This is a genomic window from Pseudomonas putida (genome assembly GCF_025905425.1).
GTDB classification, from domain to species: domain Bacteria; phylum Pseudomonadota; class Gammaproteobacteria; order Pseudomonadales; family Pseudomonadaceae; genus Aquipseudomonas; species Aquipseudomonas putida_AF.
In genome coordinates this window covers 3,743,346-3,763,285 of sequence record NZ_CP109603.1, presented here as the reverse complement: position 1 = coordinate 3,763,285, position 19,940 = coordinate 3,743,346, and the positions used below count along the sequence as shown (strand labels likewise).

Annotated in this window: 20 protein-coding genes and 5 tRNA genes; 15 read left to right on the top strand and 10 right to left on the bottom strand. The window is 62.4% G+C overall.

Annotation, left to right across the window (positions count from 1 at the left end):
• Window positions 1-15: 15 nt before the first annotated feature.
• Window positions 16-585 carry an elongation factor P gene (gene efp, locus OGV19_RS16755; protein WP_264309770.1) on the top strand — a complete coding sequence of 190 codons (570 nt, stop codon included), beginning with the start codon at window positions 16-18 and terminating at the stop codon, window positions 583-585.
• Window positions 586-643: 58 nt separating this feature from the next.
• Here efp and OGV19_RS16750 read toward each other — a convergent pair whose 3' ends face one another.
• From OGV19_RS16750 to OGV19_RS16740, 3 genes are all read right to left on the bottom strand, one after another.
• A complete protein-coding gene (locus tag OGV19_RS16750) occupies window positions 644-1,072 on the bottom strand; it encodes an organic hydroperoxide resistance protein (RefSeq protein ID WP_264309769.1) in 429 nt (142 codons plus the stop codon).
• A gap of 140 nt (window positions 1,073-1,212) precedes the next feature.
• Window positions 1,213-1,668: a MarR family winged helix-turn-helix transcriptional regulator gene (locus OGV19_RS16745; RefSeq protein WP_264309768.1), complete on the bottom strand. Its 456-nt coding sequence runs from the start codon at window positions 1,666-1,668 to the stop codon at window positions 1,213-1,215.
• 54 nt (window positions 1,669-1,722) lie between these two features.
• Window positions 1,723-2,679 (bottom strand): LysR family transcriptional regulator, encoded by a 957-nt coding sequence (locus OGV19_RS16740; RefSeq protein ID WP_264309767.1) that lies wholly within the window; start codon window positions 2,677-2,679, stop codon window positions 1,723-1,725.
• Between the two features lie 113 nt (window positions 2,680-2,792).
• On the opposite strand from OGV19_RS16740, the gene OGV19_RS16735 reads away from it, so the two are divergent.
• Window positions 2,793-3,542: a sulfite exporter TauE/SafE family protein gene (locus OGV19_RS16735; protein WP_264309766.1), complete on the top strand. Its 750-nt coding sequence runs from the start codon at window positions 2,793-2,795 to the stop codon at window positions 3,540-3,542.
• Between the two features lie 28 nt (window positions 3,543-3,570).
• On the opposite strand, the gene OGV19_RS16730 is transcribed toward OGV19_RS16735, so the two are convergent.
• Window positions 3,571-4,422, bottom strand: a complete 852-nt coding sequence (locus tag OGV19_RS16730) for a LysR substrate-binding domain-containing protein (RefSeq protein WP_264309765.1) — start codon at window positions 4,420-4,422, stop codon at window positions 3,571-3,573.
• Window positions 4,423-4,518: 96 nt separating this feature from the next.
• Between OGV19_RS16730 and OGV19_RS16725 the strand changes: the two genes are divergently transcribed.
• On the top strand, window positions 4,519-4,737 hold the full coding sequence (locus OGV19_RS16725; RefSeq protein WP_264309764.1) for a DUF1127 domain-containing protein: 219 nt from the start codon (window positions 4,519-4,521) through the stop codon (window positions 4,735-4,737).
• 18 nt (window positions 4,738-4,755) lie between these two features.
• On the opposite strand, the gene OGV19_RS16720 is transcribed toward OGV19_RS16725, so the two are convergent.
• Entirely contained in the window at window positions 4,756-6,102 is a 1,347-nt protein-coding gene (locus OGV19_RS16720) for a class II 3-deoxy-7-phosphoheptulonate synthase (protein WP_264309763.1), read from the bottom strand.
• A gap of 116 nt (window positions 6,103-6,218) precedes the next feature.
• On the opposite strand from OGV19_RS16720, the gene OGV19_RS16715 reads away from it, so the two are divergent.
• Together OGV19_RS16715 and OGV19_RS16710 are read left to right on the top strand one after the other, a co-directional pair.
• Window positions 6,219-6,974, top strand: a complete 756-nt coding sequence (locus tag OGV19_RS16715) for a spermidine synthase (RefSeq protein WP_264309762.1) — start codon at window positions 6,219-6,221, stop codon at window positions 6,972-6,974.
• A 419-nt stretch (window positions 6,975-7,393) separates the two neighbouring features.
• Window positions 7,394-9,085 (top strand): DEAD/DEAH box helicase, encoded by a 1,692-nt coding sequence (locus OGV19_RS16710; RefSeq protein WP_264309761.1) that lies wholly within the window; start codon window positions 7,394-7,396, stop codon window positions 9,083-9,085.
• A 95-nt stretch (window positions 9,086-9,180) separates the two neighbouring features.
• On the opposite strand, the gene OGV19_RS16705 is transcribed toward OGV19_RS16710, so the two are convergent.
• Window positions 9,181-9,948 carry a DODA-type extradiol aromatic ring-opening family dioxygenase gene (locus OGV19_RS16705; protein WP_264309760.1) on the bottom strand — a complete coding sequence of 256 codons (768 nt, stop codon included), beginning with the start codon at window positions 9,946-9,948 and terminating at the stop codon, window positions 9,181-9,183.
• A 111-nt stretch (window positions 9,949-10,059) separates the two neighbouring features.
• On the opposite strand from OGV19_RS16705, the gene OGV19_RS16700 reads away from it, so the two are divergent.
• On the top strand, window positions 10,060-10,710 hold the full coding sequence (locus OGV19_RS16700) for a thiopurine S-methyltransferase (RefSeq protein WP_264309759.1): 651 nt from the start codon (window positions 10,060-10,062) through the stop codon (window positions 10,708-10,710).
• Window positions 10,711-10,771: 61 nt separating this feature from the next.
• Here OGV19_RS16700 and htpX read toward each other — a convergent pair whose 3' ends face one another.
• On the bottom strand, window positions 10,772-11,659 hold the full coding sequence (htpX, locus tag OGV19_RS16695; protein WP_003259721.1) for a protease HtpX: 888 nt from the start codon (window positions 11,657-11,659) through the stop codon (window positions 10,772-10,774).
• A gap of 295 nt (window positions 11,660-11,954) precedes the next feature.
• Window positions 11,955-13,166, bottom strand: coding sequence for a pyridoxal phosphate-dependent aminotransferase (locus OGV19_RS16690; protein WP_264309758.1), 1,212 nt, complete (start codon window positions 13,164-13,166; stop codon window positions 11,955-11,957).
• A gap of 167 nt (window positions 13,167-13,333) precedes the next feature.
• On the opposite strand from OGV19_RS16690, the gene msrB reads away from it, so the two are divergent.
• Window positions 13,334-13,729 (top strand): peptide-methionine (R)-S-oxide reductase MsrB, encoded by a 396-nt coding sequence (msrB, locus tag OGV19_RS16685; RefSeq protein ID WP_264309757.1) that lies wholly within the window; start codon window positions 13,334-13,336, stop codon window positions 13,727-13,729.
• A 13-nt stretch (window positions 13,730-13,742) separates the two neighbouring features.
• Window positions 13,743-14,231 carry a glutathione peroxidase gene (locus OGV19_RS16680; RefSeq protein WP_264309756.1) on the top strand — a complete coding sequence of 163 codons (489 nt, stop codon included), beginning with the start codon at window positions 13,743-13,745 and terminating at the stop codon, window positions 14,229-14,231.
• Here the strand turns inward: OGV19_RS16680 and OGV19_RS16675 are convergent.
• On the bottom strand, window positions 14,221-16,578 hold the full coding sequence (locus OGV19_RS16675) for a hybrid sensor histidine kinase/response regulator (protein ID WP_264309755.1): 2,358 nt from the start codon (window positions 16,576-16,578) through the stop codon (window positions 14,221-14,223). The genes OGV19_RS16680 and OGV19_RS16675 overlap by 11 nt on opposite strands.
• A gap of 105 nt (window positions 16,579-16,683) precedes the next feature.
• Between OGV19_RS16675 and OGV19_RS16670 the strand changes: the two genes are divergently transcribed.
• Together OGV19_RS16670 and OGV19_RS16665 are read left to right on the top strand one after the other, a co-directional pair.
• A complete protein-coding gene (locus tag OGV19_RS16670) occupies window positions 16,684-17,571 on the top strand; it encodes an ATP-binding protein (RefSeq protein ID WP_264309754.1) in 888 nt (295 codons plus the stop codon).
• A complete protein-coding gene (locus tag OGV19_RS16665) occupies window positions 17,572-18,054 on the top strand; it encodes a free L-methionine (R)-S-oxide reductase MsrC (protein ID WP_264309753.1) in 483 nt (160 codons plus the stop codon).
• Window positions 18,055-18,184: 130 nt separating this feature from the next.
• Here OGV19_RS16665 and OGV19_RS16660 read toward each other — a convergent pair whose 3' ends face one another.
• A complete protein-coding gene (locus tag OGV19_RS16660) occupies window positions 18,185-18,952 on the bottom strand; it encodes a hypothetical protein (RefSeq protein ID WP_264309752.1) in 768 nt (255 codons plus the stop codon).
• A gap of 333 nt (window positions 18,953-19,285) precedes the next feature.
• On the opposite strand from OGV19_RS16660, the gene OGV19_RS16655 reads away from it, so the two are divergent.
• The 5 genes from OGV19_RS16655 (at window position 19,286) to OGV19_RS16635 (ending at window position 19,849) form a co-directional block, all read left to right on the top strand.
• A tRNA-Glu gene (locus tag OGV19_RS16655) sits at window positions 19,286-19,361 on the top strand.
• A gap of 4 nt (window positions 19,362-19,365) precedes the next feature.
• Window positions 19,366-19,441: transfer RNA gene (locus OGV19_RS16650), tRNA-Gly, on the top strand.
• A 92-nt stretch (window positions 19,442-19,533) separates the two neighbouring features.
• Window positions 19,534-19,609, top strand: a tRNA-Glu gene (locus OGV19_RS16645).
• Between the two features lie 3 nt (window positions 19,610-19,612).
• Window positions 19,613-19,688 (top strand) — tRNA-Gly (locus OGV19_RS16640).
• Between the two features lie 85 nt (window positions 19,689-19,773).
• Window positions 19,774-19,849 (top strand) — tRNA-Gly (locus OGV19_RS16635).
• The last annotated feature ends 91 nt before the right edge of the window (window positions 19,850-19,940 follow it).

The following is a 19,940-nucleotide window of genomic DNA, read 5'->3' as shown; positions in this document are numbered from 1 at the left end:
TTCGGATACTTCGTAATGAAAACTGGTAAAGAACTGAAACCCGGTACCGTACTGCGGATCGACAACGACCCGTGGCTGGTTCAAAAAGCTGAGTTCACCAAATCGGGCCGTAACAGCGCGATCATGAAAACCAAGCTGAAGAACCTGCTGACCGGCTACAAGACCGAAACCGTATACGGTGCGGACGACAAGCTGGACGACGTGATCCTGGATCGCAAAGAAGCGACCCTGTCGTTCATCAGCGGTGACTCGTACACCTTCATGGACACCACCGACTACACCATGTACGAACTGAACGCCGAAGACATCGAGGCTGTTCTGCCGTACATCGAAGAAGGCATGGAAGACATCTGCGAAGCCGTCTTCTTCGAAGACCGCCTGGTATCGGTAGAACTGCCGACCACCATCAGCCGTAAAGTTGCCTACACCGAGAACGCTGCTCGCGGTGACACCTCCGGCAAAGTGATGAAGCCTGCCAAACTGGCGAACGGTACCGAGATCTCGGTTGCCGACTTCATCCAGATCGACGAGTGGATCGACATCGACACTCGCGACAACAGCTTCAAGGGCCGTTCCAAGAAGTAATTCTTCTTGCGATGAGCACAAAAAACCCGGCCTCGGCCGGGTTTTTTTATGCCTGCACTCAGACCGTCACATGAAGCCTGACATCCACATTGCCGCGGGTGGCATTGGAGTAAGGGCAGACTTGGTGCGCCTTTTCCACCAGGCTTTCGGCCTCAGCCTGGGCCAGGCCCGGCAGCTTGATGTGCAGGTCGATGTCCAGGCCGAAACCACCCGGGATCTGACCAATGCCCACGTTTGCGGTGATCGAGGAATCTGCCGGCAGGGCTTTTTTCTCTTGCCCGGCGACAAATTTCAGTGCGCCGATGAAGCAGGCCGAGTAACCGGCAGCGAACATCTGTTCAGGGTTGGTGCCCTCACCACCTGCGCCGCCCAGTTCCTTGGGGGTGCTCAGCTTGACGTCCAGCTTGCCGTCGCTGGAGCGGGATTTACCGTCGCGTCCGCCCGTGGAAGTGGCTTCTGCGATGTACAGCGGAGTGACCTTTTGCATCTTGAGCCTCGCTAATGTGCTGTGCGCGACCGTGTTGGGGTGGCGCTGGGTAGGTGTGGGATTTAATTTAGCGCGCAATTAGTTAGCGCGCAAGATAAATCATCACCGCTCATCCGAACGGCCATGTCACAGCATAGCGTTCAGAGGTTTTTTTGCAGGTTGTCGCGCAGTTCGAGCAGGTCGGCTTGCAGCTGTTGCAGGCGTTCCAGGCTGCGCCCACTGGCCTTGAGGATGCACGGTGGCACCTGTTTGGCCTGTTGTTGCAGGTCGCGGCCCTTGTCGGTCAACTGCACCAGTACCACCCGTTCGTCCTCGCGGCTGCGGGTGCGCTTTAGCAAGCCTTCGCTTTCCAGGCGCTTGAGCAGCGGGGTCAGCGAGCCAGGGTCGGTGAGCAGGTGCTGGCTGATCTCACCCACGGTCAGGCCGTCCCGCTGCCACAGCACGAGCATGGCCAGGTACTGCGGGTAGGTCAGGCCCAGTGCCTGCAGCAGCGGTTTGTAGACCTTGGTCATCAGCAACGAGGTCGAATGCAGGGCAAAGCAGACCTGGTTGTCCAGCAGCAGCTCGTCACAGGAGGCTTGGGTGTCGGCGTTCATGCAGGTCCTTGGAATAATCAATGGGAACATCTGGCGCGCTGATCATTAGTGCGATCACTGCCAGCGCAGTTCACTGCGCAAGGCCAGGTCCCAGGGTGGAATTGGGCTGAAACGGCTCTTGAGAAATTCGAGCAGCAAACGGCTGCGAGAGTTCGTTTCATGTGCAAGGCGCAGCGCATAAATACCACTGGTCTCGGCGGCGGGCAGGCCACCGTCGCAAAACAACGGGACCAGTTCGCCGCGCAATAGGTAGTCGCTGATCAGCCAGGTGGGCAGGTGGGCGATACCTAAGCCTGCGAGGGCGCCGAACAGCAGGGTTTCGGCATTGTTGGCGGCCATGCGCATGCGCGATGGCCGGTACAGGCGGGCTTGGCCGGCCACGGTGAAGCGCCAGGCAAAAGGCGGCGCCAGGCCGTCCCAGTCGAGGCCGTCGTGCTCAGGCAGTTCGCTGGGGCACCCCGGTACACCGCGGCTGGCCAGGTAGGCTGGGCTGGCGCAGGCGATGCGCACCATGTAGGCCAGCGGCGTGGCGACCAGGCGTGTATCGGCCAGGGGGCCTGCGCGCAACACCAGGTCGACCTCGCCCAGGTGGCTGCCCTGCAGGTCGACGAAGCTGTCGATCAGGCGCAGTTGCACGTCCAGCCCAGGGTAGGCCACCAGGAAGTCGGCGATGGCCGGTGCCAGGTGGCGACGGCCGAATGCGGCGGGGGCGTCGATGCGGATCAAACCCTCCGGGGCGCTGCTTAGCGAGACGGCCTCGGCGCGCGCCAGGCGCAGTTCCTCGATGATGCGCCGTGCGCGCTCGGCAAAGGCATTGCCGGCCGGCGTGGCGCGTACCGCGTGGGTGCTGCGGGTAAACAGGCGGCTGCCTACAGCGCTTTCCAGGTTGTCGATGCGCCGGGCCACGGCCGAGGGTGTCAGCGGGTGGCGCCGCGCGGCGGCGGAAAAGCTGCCGGTTTCCAGTACATCGAGAAACAGGCTGAGTTGGTCGGTGAGGATGTCAGGGCTCATGGCGGCTCGGCTTTGCATGAAACGCATAGCCATTGTGCGCTGCTGTGCGTTTCCCCACCAGCCCCGACTGGGTAGCATGCCTTCATTGTTTGAGACCGGCACAAGAGGCCCTGATGATCGAGTGGTTGTTGTATATCGCGCTGGGCGCAGCCCTGGGCACCATGGGTGGTTTGTTCGGTATTGGCGGTGGGTTGATTGCAATCCCGGCGCTGGGGGTGTTGTTCGGCCTGGACCAACAGCTGGCACAGGGCACTGCGCTGGTGATGGTGGTGCCGAATGTGTTGCTGGCGCTGTGGCGCTATCACCAGCGAAACCGCATCGAGCTGCGCCATGCACTGCCGTTGGCGCTGTGCAGTTTCCTGTTCGCCTGGCTGGGTTCGATCTGGGCGGTGGGCATCGATGCCCAGTCCATGCGCCTGGGCTTTGTCGGTTTTCTGGTGGCGCTGGCTATCTGGAACGTGGCGCGGATGTTTCTCAAGGTGGCGCCGCCAAGCCCCGAGTTGCGCTATGGGTGGCCATGGCTGGGCGTGCTGGGCAGTTTTGCCGGGACCATGGGCGGGCTGTTCGGGGTAGGGGGTGCAGTGGTGGCGACGCCGATCCTGACCAGTGTGTTTGGTACCACGCAGGTGGTGGCGCAAGGGTTGTCGCTGGCGTTGGCGGCACCCAGTACCACGGTGACGCTGCTGACGTATGGCTTGCACCAGAGTGTCGACTGGGGGGTAGGGATCCCCTTGGCGGTGGGTGGGCTGCTTAGCATCAGTTGGGGGGTGAGGTTGGCCCATGCCTTGCCAGAGAAAGTGTTGCGGGCGATGTTTTGTGCGTTTCTGGTGGTGTGTGCGGTGATGTTGGGGTTTGAACTTTGAGATTTTGGGGCCGCTCCGCAGCCCCGGCTCACTTGAACCCTTCGACGATGTAATCGGCCATGCAATCGGTGATCGGTGACGGATTCTGCGTACTGCGCACCAGCATCACATTGGCCACCGGCAACTGCGGCAGCCCGTCGCTCTCGCCCAAAATCCGTATGTTGCCGCCGATCAAGCTCTGCAACTGCGCCGTCACCGCCAACCCTGCAGTGACGATGGCAAAGATCGCCGCCAGGCTTGGGCTGGTATAGGCAATGCGGTAATCGATGCCCTGTGCCTCCAGCGCATTGCAGGTCCAGGCGCGGCAGAAGCAGTCGGTATTGAACAGCGCCACCGGCATGGGCCGTTGCTCCTGCGGGCAGAACCCTTCGGCTGCGGCCCACACCAGGCGCTCCTGGCGCAGCAGCTGGCCGATCTCGTTGCCAGGTTCGCGGGTAACGATGGTCAGGTCCAGGTCCTGGCGCAGCATCAACTGCTTCGACGAGTCGCAATGCACCTCCACCTGCACCAGCGGATAAGCCTGGGCGAAACTCGACAGAATGGTCGGCAGAAAGCGCATGGCATAGTCGTCCGGTGTGCCGATGCGGACCACCCCGACCATGTGCGGCATGCGCAAGGTATTAAACACTTCCCCATGCAGTTTGAGGATGCGCCTGGCATAGCCGAGCAGCACCTGCCCTTCGGCAGTAAGGCGTACCTGGCGGCCGTCGCGCTCGAACAGTTGGCGCTGCAGGATGTCTTCCTCCAGCCGTTTCATCTGCATGCTCACCGCCGACTGGGTGCGGTTGACCACCTCGCCGGCGCGGGTAAAGCCGCCTTGTTCGGCAATGGCGACGAAGGTGCGCAGTACATCGGCATCGAGGCTTTGATACTGGGACATTGCATCAATCTCCGAGATGCATGGCATCAGAAACATTCGTTGGATTGATCTTAAGCCCGGCGTGAGACTGGAGCCATCAACACGGAGGGCTTCACGATGAAAGGTCAAGTCAGCAGCATTCAGCAACCTGCCTTCTCCCTGAACCACCTGTGGCATGCAGCCCTGGAACGCCCGGTGCGTTGGTGGGAGCTGCACCGTCAGCGGCGGGAACTGGCCAGCCTTAGCGATGCGACATTGCATGACCTGGGCTTGAGCCGGGCGGATATCCAGCAAGAGGCCGAGCGGCCTTTTTGGGATGATCCGCTGCGTAAATAGGCCGCTCCAGCGGGCGCTTTAGCGGCGCACCTGCTTGAGGGTTTCGGCAATCAGAAACGCCAGTTCCAGCGACTGATCGGCGTTCATCCGCGGGTCGCAGTGGGTGTGGTAGCGGTCCGACAGGCCGTCTTCGGTAATCGGGCGGGCGCCGCCGATGCACTCGGTGACGTTCTGCCCGGTCATTTCGATGTGGATGCCGCCAGCGTGGCTGCCTTCGGCCTGGTGCACCTGGAAGAACTGCTTGACCTCATCGAGGATCTGCGCGAAGTCGCGGGTCTTGTAGCCGCTGCTGGCCTTGATGGTGTTGCCGTGCATCGGGTCGGAGCTCCACAGCACCTTGCGCCCCTCGCGCTCGACGGTGCGGATCAGCCCTGGCAGATGCTCGCCAACCTTGTTGGCGCCCATGCGCACGATCAGGTTCAGGCGGCCTGGGTCGTTGCTCGGGTTGAGGGTGTCGATCAGGCGGATCAGCTCCTCGGGGTTCATGCTCGGGCCGACCTTGACCCCGATCGGGTTGTGCACCCCACGCAGGAACTCCACATGGGCGCCGTCGAGCTGGCGCGTGCGGTCGCCGATCCACAGCATGTGCGCCGAACAGTCGTAGTAGTCGCCGGTCAGGCTGTCCTGGCGCACAAAGGCTTCTTCATAGTTGAGCAGCAAGGCTTCGTGGGCGGTGAAGAAGCTGGTCTCGCGCAGTTGCGGTGCGCTGTCCAACCCGCAGGCGCGCATGAAGGCCAGGGTTTCGTCGATGCGGTTGGCCAGTTGATGGTACTTGTCGGCCAGCGCCGAGTTGGCGATGAAGTCCAGGTTCCATTTGTGCACCTGGTGCAGGTCGGCAAAGCCGCCCTGGGCAAAGGCGCGCAGCAGGTTGAGGCTGGCGGTGGCCTGGTGGTAGGCCTGCAGCAGGCGATCCGGGTCGGGGATGCGGCTTTTTTCGTCAAAGCCAATGCCGTTGACGATGTCGCCACGGTAGGCGGGCAGGGTAACGTTGCCAATGGTCTCGTCGCCCGAGGAGCGTGGCTTGGCAAATTGCCCGGCCATGCGCCCGACCTTGACCACCGGGCAGCCGGCAGCGAAGGTCATGACGATGGCCATTTGCAGTAGCACCTTGAAGGTGTCGCGGATTTTCGCCGCCGAGAACTCGGCAAAACTCTCGGCGCAGTCGCCGCCCTGCAGCAGGAAGGCGCGGCCTTCGGTGACCTCGGCGAACTGCCGGCGCAGCTCACGCGCCTCGCCAGCGAACACCAGCGGCGGGTAGCTGGCCAGGGTCTGCTCGACCTTGAGCAAGTGCGCAGCGTCGGGGTAGGTCGGTTGCTGCTGGATAGGCAGGGCGCGCCAGCTGTCAGGGCTCCACGGTGCGTTCATTTCGGGCTCGATCTTGTCGGTTGTAGGCTTTGGGCCATGGTAACAGTTGCTGCCCTGCTTGTTGCATCGGGGGTGTTGGCGGACAATGCGCGTTTTTGCACGGGCGAGTGGCGAACATGACGGCGGAACGGGAAGAGCGGCTACTGGCACGGGTCGAAGATGCCTTTGGCGTCATCAGCGTGTACGAGGTGGACGACTACCGTTTTCTCGAATTCGGTGATGCGATCGAGCAGAGCTGCGTTTTCACGGCAGACCCCAGCTGGCTGGAATATGACTACACACGCGCCATGCTGGTCGGTGCGCTGTGCCACGAGCAACCCGAGAGCGCGCTGTTTCTGGGGCTTGGGGCGGGTACCTTGACCCAGGCCTGCATGAGGTTCCTGCCGCTGGAAGACATCGAGGCCATCGAGCTGCGCCCAGATGTGCCGCGCCTGGCCATGCAGTACCTGGGGCTGGACGACGACCCGCGCCTTTATGTGCGCGTAGGCGATGCCTTGGAGCTGCTGACCACGGCGGAGAAAACCGACCTGCTGTTCGTTGACCTGTACACCGACCACGGGCCGGGTGTCGGGCACTTGGCCTGGACATTCCTGGATAACTGCCAGAAGCAGCTCAACCCAGGCGGCTGGCTGGTGATCAACCAGTGGGCCACCGACGACGGCAGGCCGCTGGGCGCGGCGCTGTTGCGCGGCTTGTACCATCGGCATTACTGGGAGCTGCCGGTGAAGGAGGGCAATGTGATCCTGCTGGTGCCGGCGGACCTGGAGCAGACGCTGGACATGGTAGGGCTGCGGGCGCGGGCCGAGGCGCTGGCGCCGCAATTGGGGTATAGCCTTGACGGCCTGATCAAGGAAATACGGCCTGCTACCTGAAGGCCGTGTTGGCCTCTTCGCAGCCCACAGGAGCACCGCTAGCCCCAATGCTGCGCCGTAGCTGTGGGAGCGGGCTTGCCCGCGAAAAGGGTGACGCGGTAGTGCAGACAGGAATCGATTCAGCCAGCCATCCGCTGATGGCCCGGTACTGGCCCTGACCTGCGAAAATTTTCCTCACGTAACCCGTTAATTCGGGTATAGTACGCGCCGGTCTTTTAGCGGACCTCAAAATCAGGTGGTGCAAATCCTCCGAGTCCAGCTTCGGCTGCACGTCCGCTAGGCGGACCTTCCCAAGTTTTTCTTTTTCAATCGTTTTCGCAAATCCCCGCCGCCAAAGCTGCCTGGGTGACCTTTTGGTCTTTCAAGGCATGTGCAGCTTTGGAGCATGGGTCTTTGCGGATGCACCTAGAGGCAGACCCATGACCCAGGAAACCGGCGGATTCGCCGCTCTCGATCTCAATCCGAATATTGTTGCTGCTGTGCTGGCTACCGGCTACGAAGAGCCGTCCGCCATTCAGCATCAGTCGATCCCGATCATCCTCGCCGGTCACGACATGATCGGCCAGGCGCAGACTGGCACCGGCAAGACCGCTGCCTTCGCCCTGCCGATCCTCAACAAGATCGACGTGAGCAAGCGCGAACCGCAAGCCCTGATCCTGGCGCCAACCCGTGAGTTGGCGCTGCAAGTTGCTACCGCTTTCGAAACCTACGCCAAGCAGATGCCGGGCGTTAACGTGGTCGCTGTTTACGGTGGTGCCCCGATGGGCCCACAGCTGCGCGCCATCCGTAACGGCGCACAAATCGTCGTCGCTACCCCAGGCCGTCTGTGCGACCACCTGCGTCGTGACGAAAAAGTCCTGTCGACAGTGCAGTACCTGGTACTGGACGAAGCCGACGAGATGCTCAAGCTGGGCTTCATGGATGACCTCGAAGTGATCTTCGACGCAATCCCGGCTAGCCGTCAGACCGTACTGTTCTCCGCAACCCTGCCGTCGTCGATCCGTTCGATCGCCGAGCGTCACCTGCGTGAACCCAAGCACGTCAAGATCCAGAGCAAGACCCAGACCGTTACCGCGATCGACCAGGCCCACCTGATGGTCCATGCCGACCAGAAGATCCCGGCTGTTCTGCGTCTGCTGGAAGTCGAAGAGTTCGACGCGCTGATCGCCTTCGTGCGTACCAAGCAAGCCACCCTGGACCTGGCCGCCGCGCTGGAAGCCAAAGGCTACAAGGCTGCCGCACTGAACGGTGACATCGCCCAGAACCAGCGTGAGCGCGTTATCGACTCGCTCAAGGATGGCCGCCTGGACATCGTCGTCGCCACCGACGTCGCTGCCCGTGGTCTGGACGTACCGCGCATCACTCACGTGTTCAACGTTGACATGCCGTACGACCCAGAGTCCTACGTACACCGTATCGGCCGTACTGGCCGTGCCGGTCGCGAAGGCCGTGCACTGCTGCTGGTCACCCCGCGTGAGCGCCGCATGCTGCAGGTGATCGAGCGTGTGACCGGGCAGAAGGTTGCCGAAGCACGTCTGCCGAATGCTCAGGCCGTTCTCGATGCTCGCATCAAGAAGCTGACCTCGAGCCTGGCGCCGCTGGTAGCCGAATCGGAAGCCAGCCATGGCGAGCTGCTCGACCGTCTGACCGCTGACCTGGGTTGCAGCCCGCGTGCCCTGGCTTCGGCCTTGCTGCGCAAAGCAACCAATGGTCAGGCGCTGGACCTGGCTGCGGTAGAGCGCGAACAGCCGCTGGTGCCGGGCGTGGGTGCCCCGCGTGAGCGTAGCGGTGAGCGCACCGAGCGTGGCGAGCGCAGTGACCGTGGCGATCGCGGTGACCGTGAGCGTCGTGCGCCGATGCCGCTGGCTGAAGGCCGCGTGCGTTGCCGTACTGCCCTGGGTGCCCGTGACGGTATCGCTGCCAAGAACCTGTTGGGTGCGATCCTCAACGAAGGCGGCCTGGCCCGTGACGCTATCGGCCGTATTCAGGTACGCGACAGCTTCAGCCTGGTCGAGCTGCCGGAAGATGGCCTGGAGAAGCTGCTGTCCAAGCTCAAGGACACCCGCGTGGCTGGCAAGCAGCTGAAGCTGCGTCGCTACCGCGAAGATTGATCCTGGCGTAATAAAAAAATCCCCGGCCTGTGCTGGGGATTTTTTTTGCCTGTACCGGCCTCTTCGCGGTCCGACTTGCCCCGCGAAAAGGCCCTTCAGTCGAACCTGTAAATGTCCATCCCCAGTGCCCCCAGGGTGAACCCCTGGTGCACCACCCCGAACTTGCTTCCAGCCCCCAAGGCAAAGTACAGCGGCAGCAAATGCTCATCGCTGGGATGGTTACGCACCGCAAACGGTGCCTGCTGCCGGTAATCCACCAGCGCATCCCGGTCATCGTCCTGCAGCCGCGCCACCACCCAATCCCGAAACGCCAGTGCCCAAGGTTCTATCACGTCCGGCCCGGCGTGCCAGTTCAGCTCCCCCAGGTTATGGGTAATGCTCCCCGAGCCCACCAGCAGTACCCCCTGCGCGCGCAACCCTGCCAGCGCCTGGCCGACCTTGAGTTGCAAGGCAGGCCCCCTCTGGCTGGGCAGCGAGACCTGTATCACCGGGATGTTGGCGCTCGGGTACATCAGGCTCAGCGGTACCCAGGCGCCATGGTCGAACGGGCGGTGCGCATCGGTACGTGCGGGCAGGCCGGCAGCGCCCAGTAATGCACACACCTCTTCGGTCAGCGCAGGCTCACCCGGCGCCGGGTACTGCACGGCATATAGCGCCGGAGGGAAGCCGTGGAAGTCATGCCAGGTCTCGGGTTGCTGGCTGCCGGTCACCAGCAGCTCACGGCTTTCCCAGTGCGCCGACACCACCACGATTGCCTTGGGCTGCGGCAGGGCGTTGGCCAGCCCGGCGAGGGCCGGCCCGCTAGCGCCTGGGTGTAGGGCAAGCATGGGTGATCCATGGGAAATGAACAGGCTGGGCAGCATGGTGGGGTCCTGAGGGTTAAGATGCTGTCATCTTCAATCAGTTACCGATCGAAATCCAAACCAAGTTTTCTGCGCTATCTATCGAAGCGCTTGATGAGTATAGGAGCTGTCATGGAACCAGCGTTCTGGCACAAGCGATGGGCCGATAACCAGATCGGCTTCCATCAAATGCAGGTCAACCCTTACCTGCAGGCGCACTGGCCCGCGCTGGCGTTGGCGCCTGGTAGCCGGGTGCTGGTGCCGTTGTGCGGCAAGAGCCTGGACTTGGCCTGGTTGGCAGGGCAGGGCTATCGCGTGCTGGGGGTGGAGCTGTCGCGCCGGGCAGTGGAGGGGTTTTTCCGCGAGCACGGGCTTGAGCCCGAAGTGTCGCAAAGGGGCGGCTTCGAGGTTTGGCGATGTGCTGAAGTGGAAGTGTGGTGCGGGGATTTCTTTGCCTTGCAGGCGCAGGATCTGGCTGATTGTGCGGGGGTCTATGACCGCGCCGCGTTGATTGCATTGCCGCCCGAGATGCGCCTGCGGTACATGCGGCTGCTGGCTGAATTGTTGCCGACGGGTTGCCAAGGGCTGTTGGTGACGCTGGATTATGACCAGGCGCTGTTGGCCGGGCCGCCATTTTCGGTGGCCGATGATGAGGTGCGGCAGGGGTTTGCGGGGTGGCGGGTGGAGGTGCTGGAGGTGCTAGAGATCATTCAGGAGAGCCCCAAGTTTGCCCAGGCCGGTGCTGCCAGTCTGTTGGAGCGGGTGTATCGCATCAGTCGCTGATGGGCAGGCAGGCACAAAAAAGGGCGACCGAAGTCGCCCTTTCTTGTTTTTACCGGGTGGATCAACCGCGGCGACGCAGCGCTTCGATACGGTCTTCCAGCGGCGGGTGGCTCATCAGCAGCCCGGCCAGGCCGTGCTTGAGGCCGCCATTGATACCGAAGGCCTTCATGGTGTCCGGCATGTGCACCGGCAAGCCTTGTTCCACGCGCAGGCGCTGCAGGGCGCCGATCATTGCAGCGGTGCCGGCCAATTGCGCACCGGCTTCGTCGGCGCGGTATTCGCGGCGGCGCGAGAACCACATGACGATCATGCTGGCTAGGATGCCCAGGATCAGCTCGGCAACGATAGTCGCCACGTAGTAGGCGATGCCCTGGCCTTCTTCATTCTTGAAGATGACCTTGTCGACAAAGTTGCCGATGATGCGGGCGAAGAACATCACGAAGGTGTTCACCACGCCCTGCACCAGTGCCAGGGTGACCATGTCACCGTTGGCCACGTGGCCGATCTCGTGGGCCAGCACCGCACGCACTTCATCGGGCGAGAATCGCTCCAGCAAGCCTTGGGAGACAGCTACCAGGGCGTCGTTGCGGTTCCAGCCGGTGGCGAAGGCGTTGGCCTCGTACGCCGGGAAGATACCCACTTCGGGCATCTTGATACCGGCCTCGCGCGACAGCTCTTCGACCGTTTGCAACAGCCACTGCTCGTGGCGGGTGCGCGGCTGGGAGATGATCTGGGTGCCGGTGGTCATCTTCGCCATCCACTTGGAGATGAACAGCGAGACGAGGGAGCCGGCAAAACCGAACACGGCGCAGAACACCAGCAGGCTGCTGAGGTTGAGGTCGACCCCGTTGGCGGCCATGAACCCGTTGAAACCGAACAGGCTCAGGGTAATGCTTGCAACCAGCACCACCGCGAGGTTGGTGGCTACAAACAACAGAATGCGCATCATGGTTGTTACGTTCTCCTGACGGATGAGAGTGTTGCTTACTGCGGGGTATATAAGGGGCAAGCCGTGCCGATTCAATCGGGCGACTATTTCAAACTGTGTACGGCGGAGTATGGCAGAGGAAAGGGCGGGGGCTGTGAGGTAGAGCGTTGCAGGATGTAAGAAACATTGTGTGGGATTGTGCGGGGCTGCTTCGCAGCCCAATCGCGGGGCAAGCCCGCTCCCCTAGGAGTTCTGCAACCCTCAGGTGCAGCGCTGCAGCTGTGGGAGCGGGCGTGCCCCGCGAATGGGCCGGAACTTACTGCGAATAAGTCCGCAGGAAACTCCCGATCCGCCCGATCGCCGCTTCCAGGTCATCCACCCGTGGCAAGGTCACCACGCGGAAGTGGTCCGGCCACGGCCAGTTGAACGCCGTGCCCTGAACGATCAGCAGCTTCTCCGACAACAGCAGGTCGAGCACGAATTTCTCGTCGTTGTGAATCGGGCAGACCTTGGGGTCGATCTTTGGGAACGCATACAGGGCGCCCATCGGTTTCACACAGCTGACGCCGGGGATCGAGTTGAGCAGCTCGTAGGTGCGGTTGCGCTGCTCCAGCAGGCGGCCTTGTGGCAGTACCAGGTCGTTGATGCTCTGGTAGCCGCCCAGGGCGGTCTGGATGGCATGCTGGGCCGGCACGTTGGCGCACAGGCGCATGTTGGCCAGCATGTCGATGCCTTCGATGTAGCTCTTGGCGTGGTGCTTGGGCCCGGAGATGATCAGCCAGCCGGAACGGAAGCCCGCCACCCGGTACGACTTGGACAGGCCGTTGAAGGTCAGGCACAGCAGGTCGGGTGCCAGCGAGGCGGTGCTGATGTGCACGGCTTCGTCGTACAGGATCTTGTCGTAGATCTCGTCGGAGAACACCACCAGGTTGTGCTGGCGTGCCAGCTCCAGCATGCCCAGCAGCAGCTCCCTGGAATACACCGCGCCGGTCGGGTTGTTCGGGTTGATGATCACCAGGGCCTTGGTGTTCGAGGTGATTTTGGCCTTGATGTCCTCAAGGTCCGGGAACCAGTCTGCCTGCTCGTCGCACAGGTAGTGCACCGGCTTGCCGCCGGCCAGGCTCACCGCAGCAGTCCACAGCGGGTAGTCGGGGGCCGGGATCAGTACTTCGTCGCCGTTGTTGAGCAGCGCCTGCATCGACATGACGATCAGTTCGGACACGCCGTTGCCGAGGTAGATGTCCTCGATGGTGACGCCTTCGATTTCTTTCTGCTGGCAGTACTGCATCACCGCCTTGCGTGCGCTGAACAGCCCTTTGGAGTCGCTGTAGCCCTGGGCGGTGGGCAGGTTGCGGATCACATCCTGAAGGATTTCGTCCGGCGCCTCGAAGCCAAACGGCGCCGGGTTGCCGATGTTCAGCTTGAGGATGCGGTGGCCTTCCTCCTCCAGGCGTTTGGCGTGCTTGAGCACTGGGCCGCGAATGTCGTAGCAGACATTGGCGAGCTTGTTCGATTTGCTGAACTGCATGATGGGGTCCCGGTTGAGAATACGCACCGCGCCCCTTCGAAAGGTTTGAAAGGGCAGGAAGCGGGTGCCAGACTGAACGCCTGGCACACGAAGCCAACTAATATACGTGCCACCCGCGCTACGGAAAAGACGGCGCGGGGTGAAATTAAGCCTGCCGAGGTGCTTACATGCAAAAGATCGAGAAGACACTAGAACAATGGCGGTCGATGCTCGACCCCGAGCAGTACCAGGTGTGCCGCCTCAAAGGCACCGAGCGCCCGTTCAGTGGCAAGTACAACAGCGAGCGCCGCGACGGTATCTACCACTGCATCTGCTGCCACCTGCCGCTGTTCGATGCCCAGACCAAGTTCGACTCCGGCTGCGGCTGGCCGAGCTTCTACGCGCCGATCGAAGACAGCGCGATGATCGAGATTCGCGACACCACCCACGGCATGGTCCGCACCGAAGTCACCTGCGCCCGCTGCGATGCGCACCTGGGCCACGTGTTCCCCGACGGCCCGCCACCGACCGGCCTGCGCTATTGCATCAACTCGGTGTGCATCGACCTTCAACCGCGCGACTGACCGGAGCCCGAACATGGCTGGATCGATGCTGGACATTCCCTGCGTGACCCTGGGCGGCGAGCACAAGAAGCTCGGCGACTTTCCGGGCAAGGCCTTGCTGGTGGTCAACACCGCCAGCCAGTGCGGCTTCACCCCCCAATACAAGGGCCTGGAGCAGCTGTGGCAGCACTATCGCGAGCGCGGCCTGGTGGTGCTGGGCTTCCCCTGCAACCAGTTCGGCAAGCAAGAGCCAGGCGATGCGCGGGACATCGCGCAGTTCTGCGAGCGCAATTTCGGCGTGAGCTTCCCGCTGTTTCGCAAGGTCGAGGTCAACGGGCCCGGTGCGCACCCGCTGTTCGTCGAGCTCAAGCAGCGTGCCCCGGGGCTGCTGGGCAGCCAGAAGATCAAGTGGAATTTCACCAAGTTCCTGGTCGACCCGGCCAGCGGCCACGTCACGCGCTATGCGCCGACCACCAAGCCGCAGGCCCTGGAAGGGGACATCGAGCGTCTGCTTAGCCGCTGATCGGTACCCAGTGATCGACCAGTGCCAGTAGCTCTTCGCGGCGGAACGGCTTGGCCAGGTAGTCGTTCATGCCGGCCGCGCGGCAGCGCTCGCGCTCCTCGGGCATGGCATTGGCGGTCAGGGCGACAATGGGCAGTTCAGGCCAGCGGCCGCTCTGGCGGATGCGTCGGCTGGCTTCGTAGCCGTCCATCACCGGCATGTTGCAGTCCATCAACACCAGGTCGAAATCTTCCTGTTCGAGGCACTCCAGGGCCTCGGCGCCTTGGCTGGCCACTTGTACCTGGCAGCCGAGCTTGGCCAGCATGCCTTTGGCCACCAGTTGGTTTACCGGGTTGTCTTCCACCAGCAGAATCCGCGCGCGGCGTGCTTCCAGGGTCGTGCTCGGGTTGGCCAGCGGGTGCTCGGGCTCATGGCCTTGCAGGGTGCGCCGCAGGGTCTGGTACAAGGCGTTGCGCGCCAGTGGCCGGGCCAGTTGATGCAAGGGCGCCAGGCTGACGGACTGCTCGCTGGGGAGGAAATTGCCATAGGCGGTCACCAGCAGGATGGGCGTCTTCAGCGCGGGGCGCAGCTCGAACAGGTGCTCCAGGTCGTCGGTGATCAGCAGGTCGAACTGCGTGGCGTCCAGGCCTGCGCTGCTGTCTTGGCGCTGGTACGCCAGGCCCCAGGTGGGTAGCAGGTCTTGCAGCAGTTCATGCAGCCCGCTGCCGGCATTGCTCAAGGCCACCACGCGCCCCTGCAGCGGCGCGGGCGGGATGGCCTCGGTGTGAACGGTCAGCGGCAACTCTGCGCTGAAGCGGCTGCCGAACCCAGGCTCGGACTGAATATGCAGATGCCCCTGCATGGCCTTGCACAGGTTACGCGTCAGGGCCAGGCCCAGGCCGGTGCCGCCGTACTGGCGGGTGATGCCGGCGCCGGCCTGGGTGAACGGTTGGAAAATCCGCGCCTGGGCTTCTTCGGGGATGCCGATGCCGGTATCGCGAACCTCCAGGCGCACGCCGCCGACTATCGTCGCCAGGCGAATGTCGACGCGGCCGAAACGGGTGAACTTGAGGGCATTGGACAACAGGTTGCTGACGATCTGGCGCACCCGCGTAGGGTCGCCGAGCACGCTGCTGGGGAAGTCACGGGCGATCAGGCAGGTCAGTTCGACGCTCTGCGCAGTGTTCTGCGACAGCAGGTTGGCGGTGTCCTCGACCATCGAGCCCATGTCGAACGCAATGCGTTCGAGCTCCAGCTGGCCGGCATCGAACTTGGACAGGTCGAGGATGTCGTTGAGCAGCTCCACCAGCACTTTGCCCGAGTCGTGGGCGATGGTCATCTGCTGGCGCTGCTCGCTGGGCAGCGGGCTGTCCAGGGCCAGGGCGATCATGCCGAGCATGCCGTTGAGCGGGGTACGGATCTCGTGGCTCATGTTGGCCAGGAAGGCCGCGCGCGCTTGGGCCATGTCGAGGGCGCGGCGGCGGGCTTGTTCGAGCTCCTGGTTGGACAGGCTCAGGCTGCTGTTGCTGGCCTTGAGCTGGTCGGTGCGTGCCGACACGATGTCTTCCAGCTCGTTGAGGTACTGGGTCAGGCGGTTTTCGGCGGTACGCCGCTGCTCGATCTCGGTGGCCATGCTGACGAACTGCTGGTTGGCGACCTTGACCAGCACGCCGATCTCGTCGAGCTCATGACCGTGGGGGCATTCCAGGCGGGTTTGCCGCGGCTTGCGCGGGTCGCTGCCGCTGAGCGCACCGATCACGGTGACCAAGGGTTTGGTCAGCATCATGTAGAACAGCGCCAGCAGAATGCCGGTCAACACTAAGCTGCGGGCGAAGCCGTTGAACAGGGTGATGCCGGCGCGGTCGAGAAAGCGGCTGCCGAAGGCGTAGGTATCGACATCCAGGTACAGGGTGCCGAGGTATTCATCGGGCAGGTGGGCGAGGAACAGGCGGTCCTCAAGCTGGCGCTGCTCGCCGAACAGAAAGTCGCTCAGGGGGCGGTAGCGGTCTTCCAGGCGCGGACGCTCGACATCGGCCAGCACGGTGTCATTGTTGTCGATCAGCCGTGCGCGGATCACCGCCGGCGATTGCAGCAGGCCGCGGGTCAGCTCCAGGGCCAGCTCGGCATCGATGTTGTAGGCGATGCGTGAGGCCGGGTTGTGGCTGATTTGCAGCAGCGCACGCACTTCGCGGTTGATGGATGCGTCTTCGCTGGCATAATCGATGCCGATCTGGATGAGACTGAGCAATGTTCCCAGGATGAAGCCGACCAGGACTGTCAGCCGGGCTTGCTTGTATGACAGGCGATTGGTGAACTTTATATCCATGAGTCCCGAGCCGGTTTCACGTCCCTTGCGCTGCGCAAGCATAGCCGAATAGCCCCGGCTGCTGGCGGGTCTGTCTGTTCATTTCAGTTGATCGCCAAGCGGGGGCGCGCAGCGGCCCCCAAAAAACTGAAATCTGTAGGAGTCGTCATGGACGCTCGCTTGATTGCTTTCCTGGACCGCGCCGAATCGGTAATGGCGCGCCTTGAACCGCTGTTGCCCGCCCCACGCCCGGACATCGACTGGCACACCACCCTGGCCGCCCGCTGGCAGCGCGATGGCCGCACCGGTTACCTGATGCCGCTTGAAGTCAGCCTGGACATCCGCCTCAGCGACCTGATCGGGGTCGACCAGCAACGTGACCAGCTGGGCCGCAACACCCACCAGTTCATCAATGGCCTGCCTGCCAACCACGCGTTGCTGTGGGGCTCGCGTGGCACCGGCAAGTCGTCGCTGGTGCGCGCCTTGCTGGCCGAGCACGCCGGTGCCGGCCTGCGCCTGATCGAAATCGAGCGCGACCACCTGGCCGACCTGCCGCGGGTGGTCGAGCAACTGCAAAAACTGCCGCAGCGCTTCATCCTGTTCTGCGACGACCTGTCGTTCGAAGCCGGGGAGGGCGACTACCGGGTGCTCAAGAGCGTACTCGACGGCTCGCTGGAGCAGGCCCCTGACAATGTCTTGCTGTACGCCACCTCCAACCGCCGCCACCTGGTGCCGGAGAAAGAGAGCGACAACGAGAACTGGAAGCGCGTCGATGGCGAGCTGCACCCCAGCGAAGCCGTGGAAGACAAGATCGCCTTGTCGGACCGTTTTGGCCTGTGGCTGTCGTTCTACCCCTTCACCCAGGACCACTTCCTCAACGTGGTCGAACACTGGATCGGCCAGTTGGCGCGCTCTGCCGGGTTAAAATGGCAGCGTGACGAAGCGCTGGACATCCTTGCCGTGCGCTGGGCCACCGGCCGCGGCAACCGTAATGGCCGTTGTGCCTATCAGTTCGCCCGCTACTGGGTCGGGCTGCAATTGCTGGAGCAAAAGTAAATGATCGACCTCAATGCCAGTGGCACCGGCCTCGATGGCTATGACCTGCTGGCGGCGCAAGTGCAGGCACTGTTTGCCGACGAGCGCGACTTCATTGCCAACGCCGCGCAGTTTTCGGCGTTTCTCTTCCATCAGGTGGATGACCTGAACTGGGCGGGCTTTTACCTCAACCGCAACGAAGAGCTGGTGCTCGGCCCGTTTCAGGGGCAGGTGGCCTGTGTGCGCATTCCGTTCAGCAAGGGTGTGTGCGGCGCGGCGGCGGCCACCCGGCAGACCCAGCGGGTCGAGGACGTGCATGCATTCCCGGGGCACATTGCCTGTGACAGTGCGTCCAACAGTGAATTGGTGATTCCACTGGTGAAGGAGGGCAGGTTGATTGGGGTGCTAGACCTGGACAGCCCGAAGGTTGGGCGGTTCAGTGAGGTGGATCAGCGGGGGGTGGAGCGGTTGGTGGCGATCTTCCTGGGGCTGACTGACTGCTGATCACTGGATTGTCTGTACTGGCCCCTGTGGGAGCGGGCTTGTCCCGCGAATGGGGCGCGATGCATGGCACCGGCTGCGCCGGTGTTCGCGGGGCAAGCCCGCTCCCACAGGGCCGGCACAGATTAACGTATCAGTCGTACATCGCCTTCTTCTTCCAGGTCTCTTCCTCGTCGGTCTTGAGCCCGTCGGTCAGTTCATTGTGCTCGTCTTCCGCCGGTGCCATGCGGTCCAGCACCTGGGCATTGGCCCGTGCCAGCAGTTTTTCCAGGTACGTCAGCTGCTCTTCAAACACCTTGGGCTCAGGCTGCTTGCGCAGGTACTGCACGCCACGCTCGAAAGCCAGGCGTGCCTGGCCCGGCTGGCCCTTCTGCAGGGCCTGCTGGCCGAGGTTGTTGAAGAACTCAATGTGCAGCAGCACCAGGATATGGCGGATCTCCTTGACCCACTGCTTGGCCTCGCTGGCGGGCAGGAAGCCTTCCTGGGCGGCGCGGGCGACCTGGGTGTGCAGCGCTTCGAGCAGAAAACGCACGTCCTTGGCTTTGACCTCGGTCTGGATCGGGTTAGGCGGGTTGTTCACCGGGATTTTTTCGCCCAGGGCGATCAGGCCCTCCAGCTCGGCGATACGTGCCTTGAGTTCGGCATTGTGCTTGTCCACCACCAGCTGGCGCTGGTTGAGGTTCAGCTCCAGGCGGGTCAGCAGCAGCTTGAGTGCCGGGGTCATGAATTGGCCGGGGAAGGTCTCGGTGATTTCGCCACAGCGGCGCAAGCGATCGGCAAGCTCGACCTTCAGTCGCGCACGTTCGAGCTTGCTGTTCTCGACCACATTGTTGAGGTAGCCGATCACGATCAGCAACGCGATACCCGCCACGATGAGCAGAGTGATCAGAAGTGGTGTCACCGTTAATGCCTCATGAATAGGTTTGCATTATTGAGTGTAGGAGCGAGCTTGCTCGCGAGAGGCCCTCACAGGCATTCTCTTTTTCTATCGGCAAACTGTGCCATGGCTGGATGCTGGCACATTAATGCTGCCTTGACGCCAGAAAATCAACGCCAAACCCCTGCGGGTTGCCTGAAACAGCGCTCGGCACACCCGGAAGTCATTGATTTAAATAAATTTCTACAAAGGGGTTGACGATCTTACGCAGCATCCATAGAATGCGCGCCACTTGCAGCGTAAAGCACACAGCGAAACGCGGCAGGGAGTGAAAGTAGGCAGTAATGCTTGCAGCGTGTCCCCTTCGTCTAGTGGCCTAGGACACCGCCCTTTCACGGCGGTAACAGGGGTTCGAGTCCCCTAGGGGACGCCATATTGCGGGAATAGCTCAGTTGGTAGAGCACGACCTTGCCAAGGTCGGGGTCGCGAGTTCGAGTCTCGTTTCCCGCTCCAGTTTCTCCGGCACTGCTTAACGGCGGGGCAGGAAAAGAAAGTCCAGTTTGAATCGTGAGGCTCAATATCTGGCGCACTGAAAAGTGTTGTGTGTCCCCTTCGTCTAGTGGCCTAGGACACCGCCCTTTCACGGCGGTAACAGGGGTTCGAGTCCCCTAGGGGACGCCATTTGCGGGAATAGCTCAGTTGGTAGAGCACGACCTTGCCAAGGTCGGGGTCGCGAGTTCGAGTCTCGTTTCCCGCTCCAGTTTAAATACTGTGGCGTCTATGCGGTGCAGTGGTGGTGAAGGTCGTAAAGGCGCTTCACGCCGAAAGTGGTAAAGCTTCACATTGCGGGAATAGCTCAGTTGGTAGAGCACGACCTTGCCAAGGTCGGGGTCGCGAGTTCGAGTCTCGTTTCCCGCTCCAAATCGAAAAACGCAAAAAGGGACGAAAGTCCCTTTCTGCGTTTCTGTTCGTCCGTTTTTTGATGTCGGTGCCGGCCCGAACATCACTGTTC

Coding starts and splice junctions, on each gene's coding strand:
- efp (WP_264309770.1), top strand. CDS start 16: ATGAAAACTGGTAAAGAACTGAAACCCGGTACCGTACTGCGGATCGAC.
- OGV19_RS16750 (WP_264309769.1), bottom strand. CDS start 1,072: ATGCAAAAGGTCACTCCGCTGTACATCGCAGAAGCCACTTCCACGGGC.
- OGV19_RS16745 (WP_264309768.1), bottom strand. CDS start 1,668: ATGAACGCCGACACCCAAGCCTCCTGTGACGAGCTGCTGCTGGACAAC.
- OGV19_RS16740 (WP_264309767.1), bottom strand. CDS start 2,679: ATGAGCCCTGACATCCTCACCGACCAACTCAGCCTGTTTCTCGATGTA.
- OGV19_RS16735 (WP_264309766.1), top strand. CDS start 2,793: ATGATCGAGTGGTTGTTGTATATCGCGCTGGGCGCAGCCCTGGGCACC.
- OGV19_RS16730 (WP_264309765.1), bottom strand. CDS start 4,422: ATGTCCCAGTATCAAAGCCTCGATGCCGATGTACTGCGCACCTTCGTC.
- OGV19_RS16725 (WP_264309764.1), top strand. CDS start 4,519: ATGAAAGGTCAAGTCAGCAGCATTCAGCAACCTGCCTTCTCCCTGAAC.
- OGV19_RS16720 (WP_264309763.1), bottom strand. CDS start 6,102: ATGAACGCACCGTGGAGCCCTGACAGCTGGCGCGCCCTGCCTATCCAG.
- OGV19_RS16715 (WP_264309762.1), top strand. CDS start 6,219: ATGACGGCGGAACGGGAAGAGCGGCTACTGGCACGGGTCGAAGATGCC.
- OGV19_RS16710 (WP_264309761.1), top strand. CDS start 7,394: ATGACCCAGGAAACCGGCGGATTCGCCGCTCTCGATCTCAATCCGAAT.
- OGV19_RS16705 (WP_264309760.1), bottom strand. CDS start 9,948: ATGCTGCCCAGCCTGTTCATTTCCCATGGATCACCCATGCTTGCCCTA.
- OGV19_RS16700 (WP_264309759.1), top strand. CDS start 10,060: ATGGAACCAGCGTTCTGGCACAAGCGATGGGCCGATAACCAGATCGGC.
- htpX (WP_003259721.1), bottom strand. CDS start 11,659: ATGATGCGCATTCTGTTGTTTGTAGCCACCAACCTCGCGGTGGTGCTG.
- OGV19_RS16690 (WP_264309758.1), bottom strand. CDS start 13,166: ATGCAGTTCAGCAAATCGAACAAGCTCGCCAATGTCTGCTACGACATT.
- msrB (WP_264309757.1), top strand. CDS start 13,334: ATGCAAAAGATCGAGAAGACACTAGAACAATGGCGGTCGATGCTCGAC.
- OGV19_RS16680 (WP_264309756.1), top strand. CDS start 13,743: ATGGCTGGATCGATGCTGGACATTCCCTGCGTGACCCTGGGCGGCGAG.
- OGV19_RS16675 (WP_264309755.1), bottom strand. CDS start 16,578: ATGCTTGCGCAGCGCAAGGGACGTGAAACCGGCTCGGGACTCATGGAT.
- OGV19_RS16670 (WP_264309754.1), top strand. CDS start 16,684: ATGGACGCTCGCTTGATTGCTTTCCTGGACCGCGCCGAATCGGTAATG.
- OGV19_RS16665 (WP_264309753.1), top strand. CDS start 17,572: ATGATCGACCTCAATGCCAGTGGCACCGGCCTCGATGGCTATGACCTG.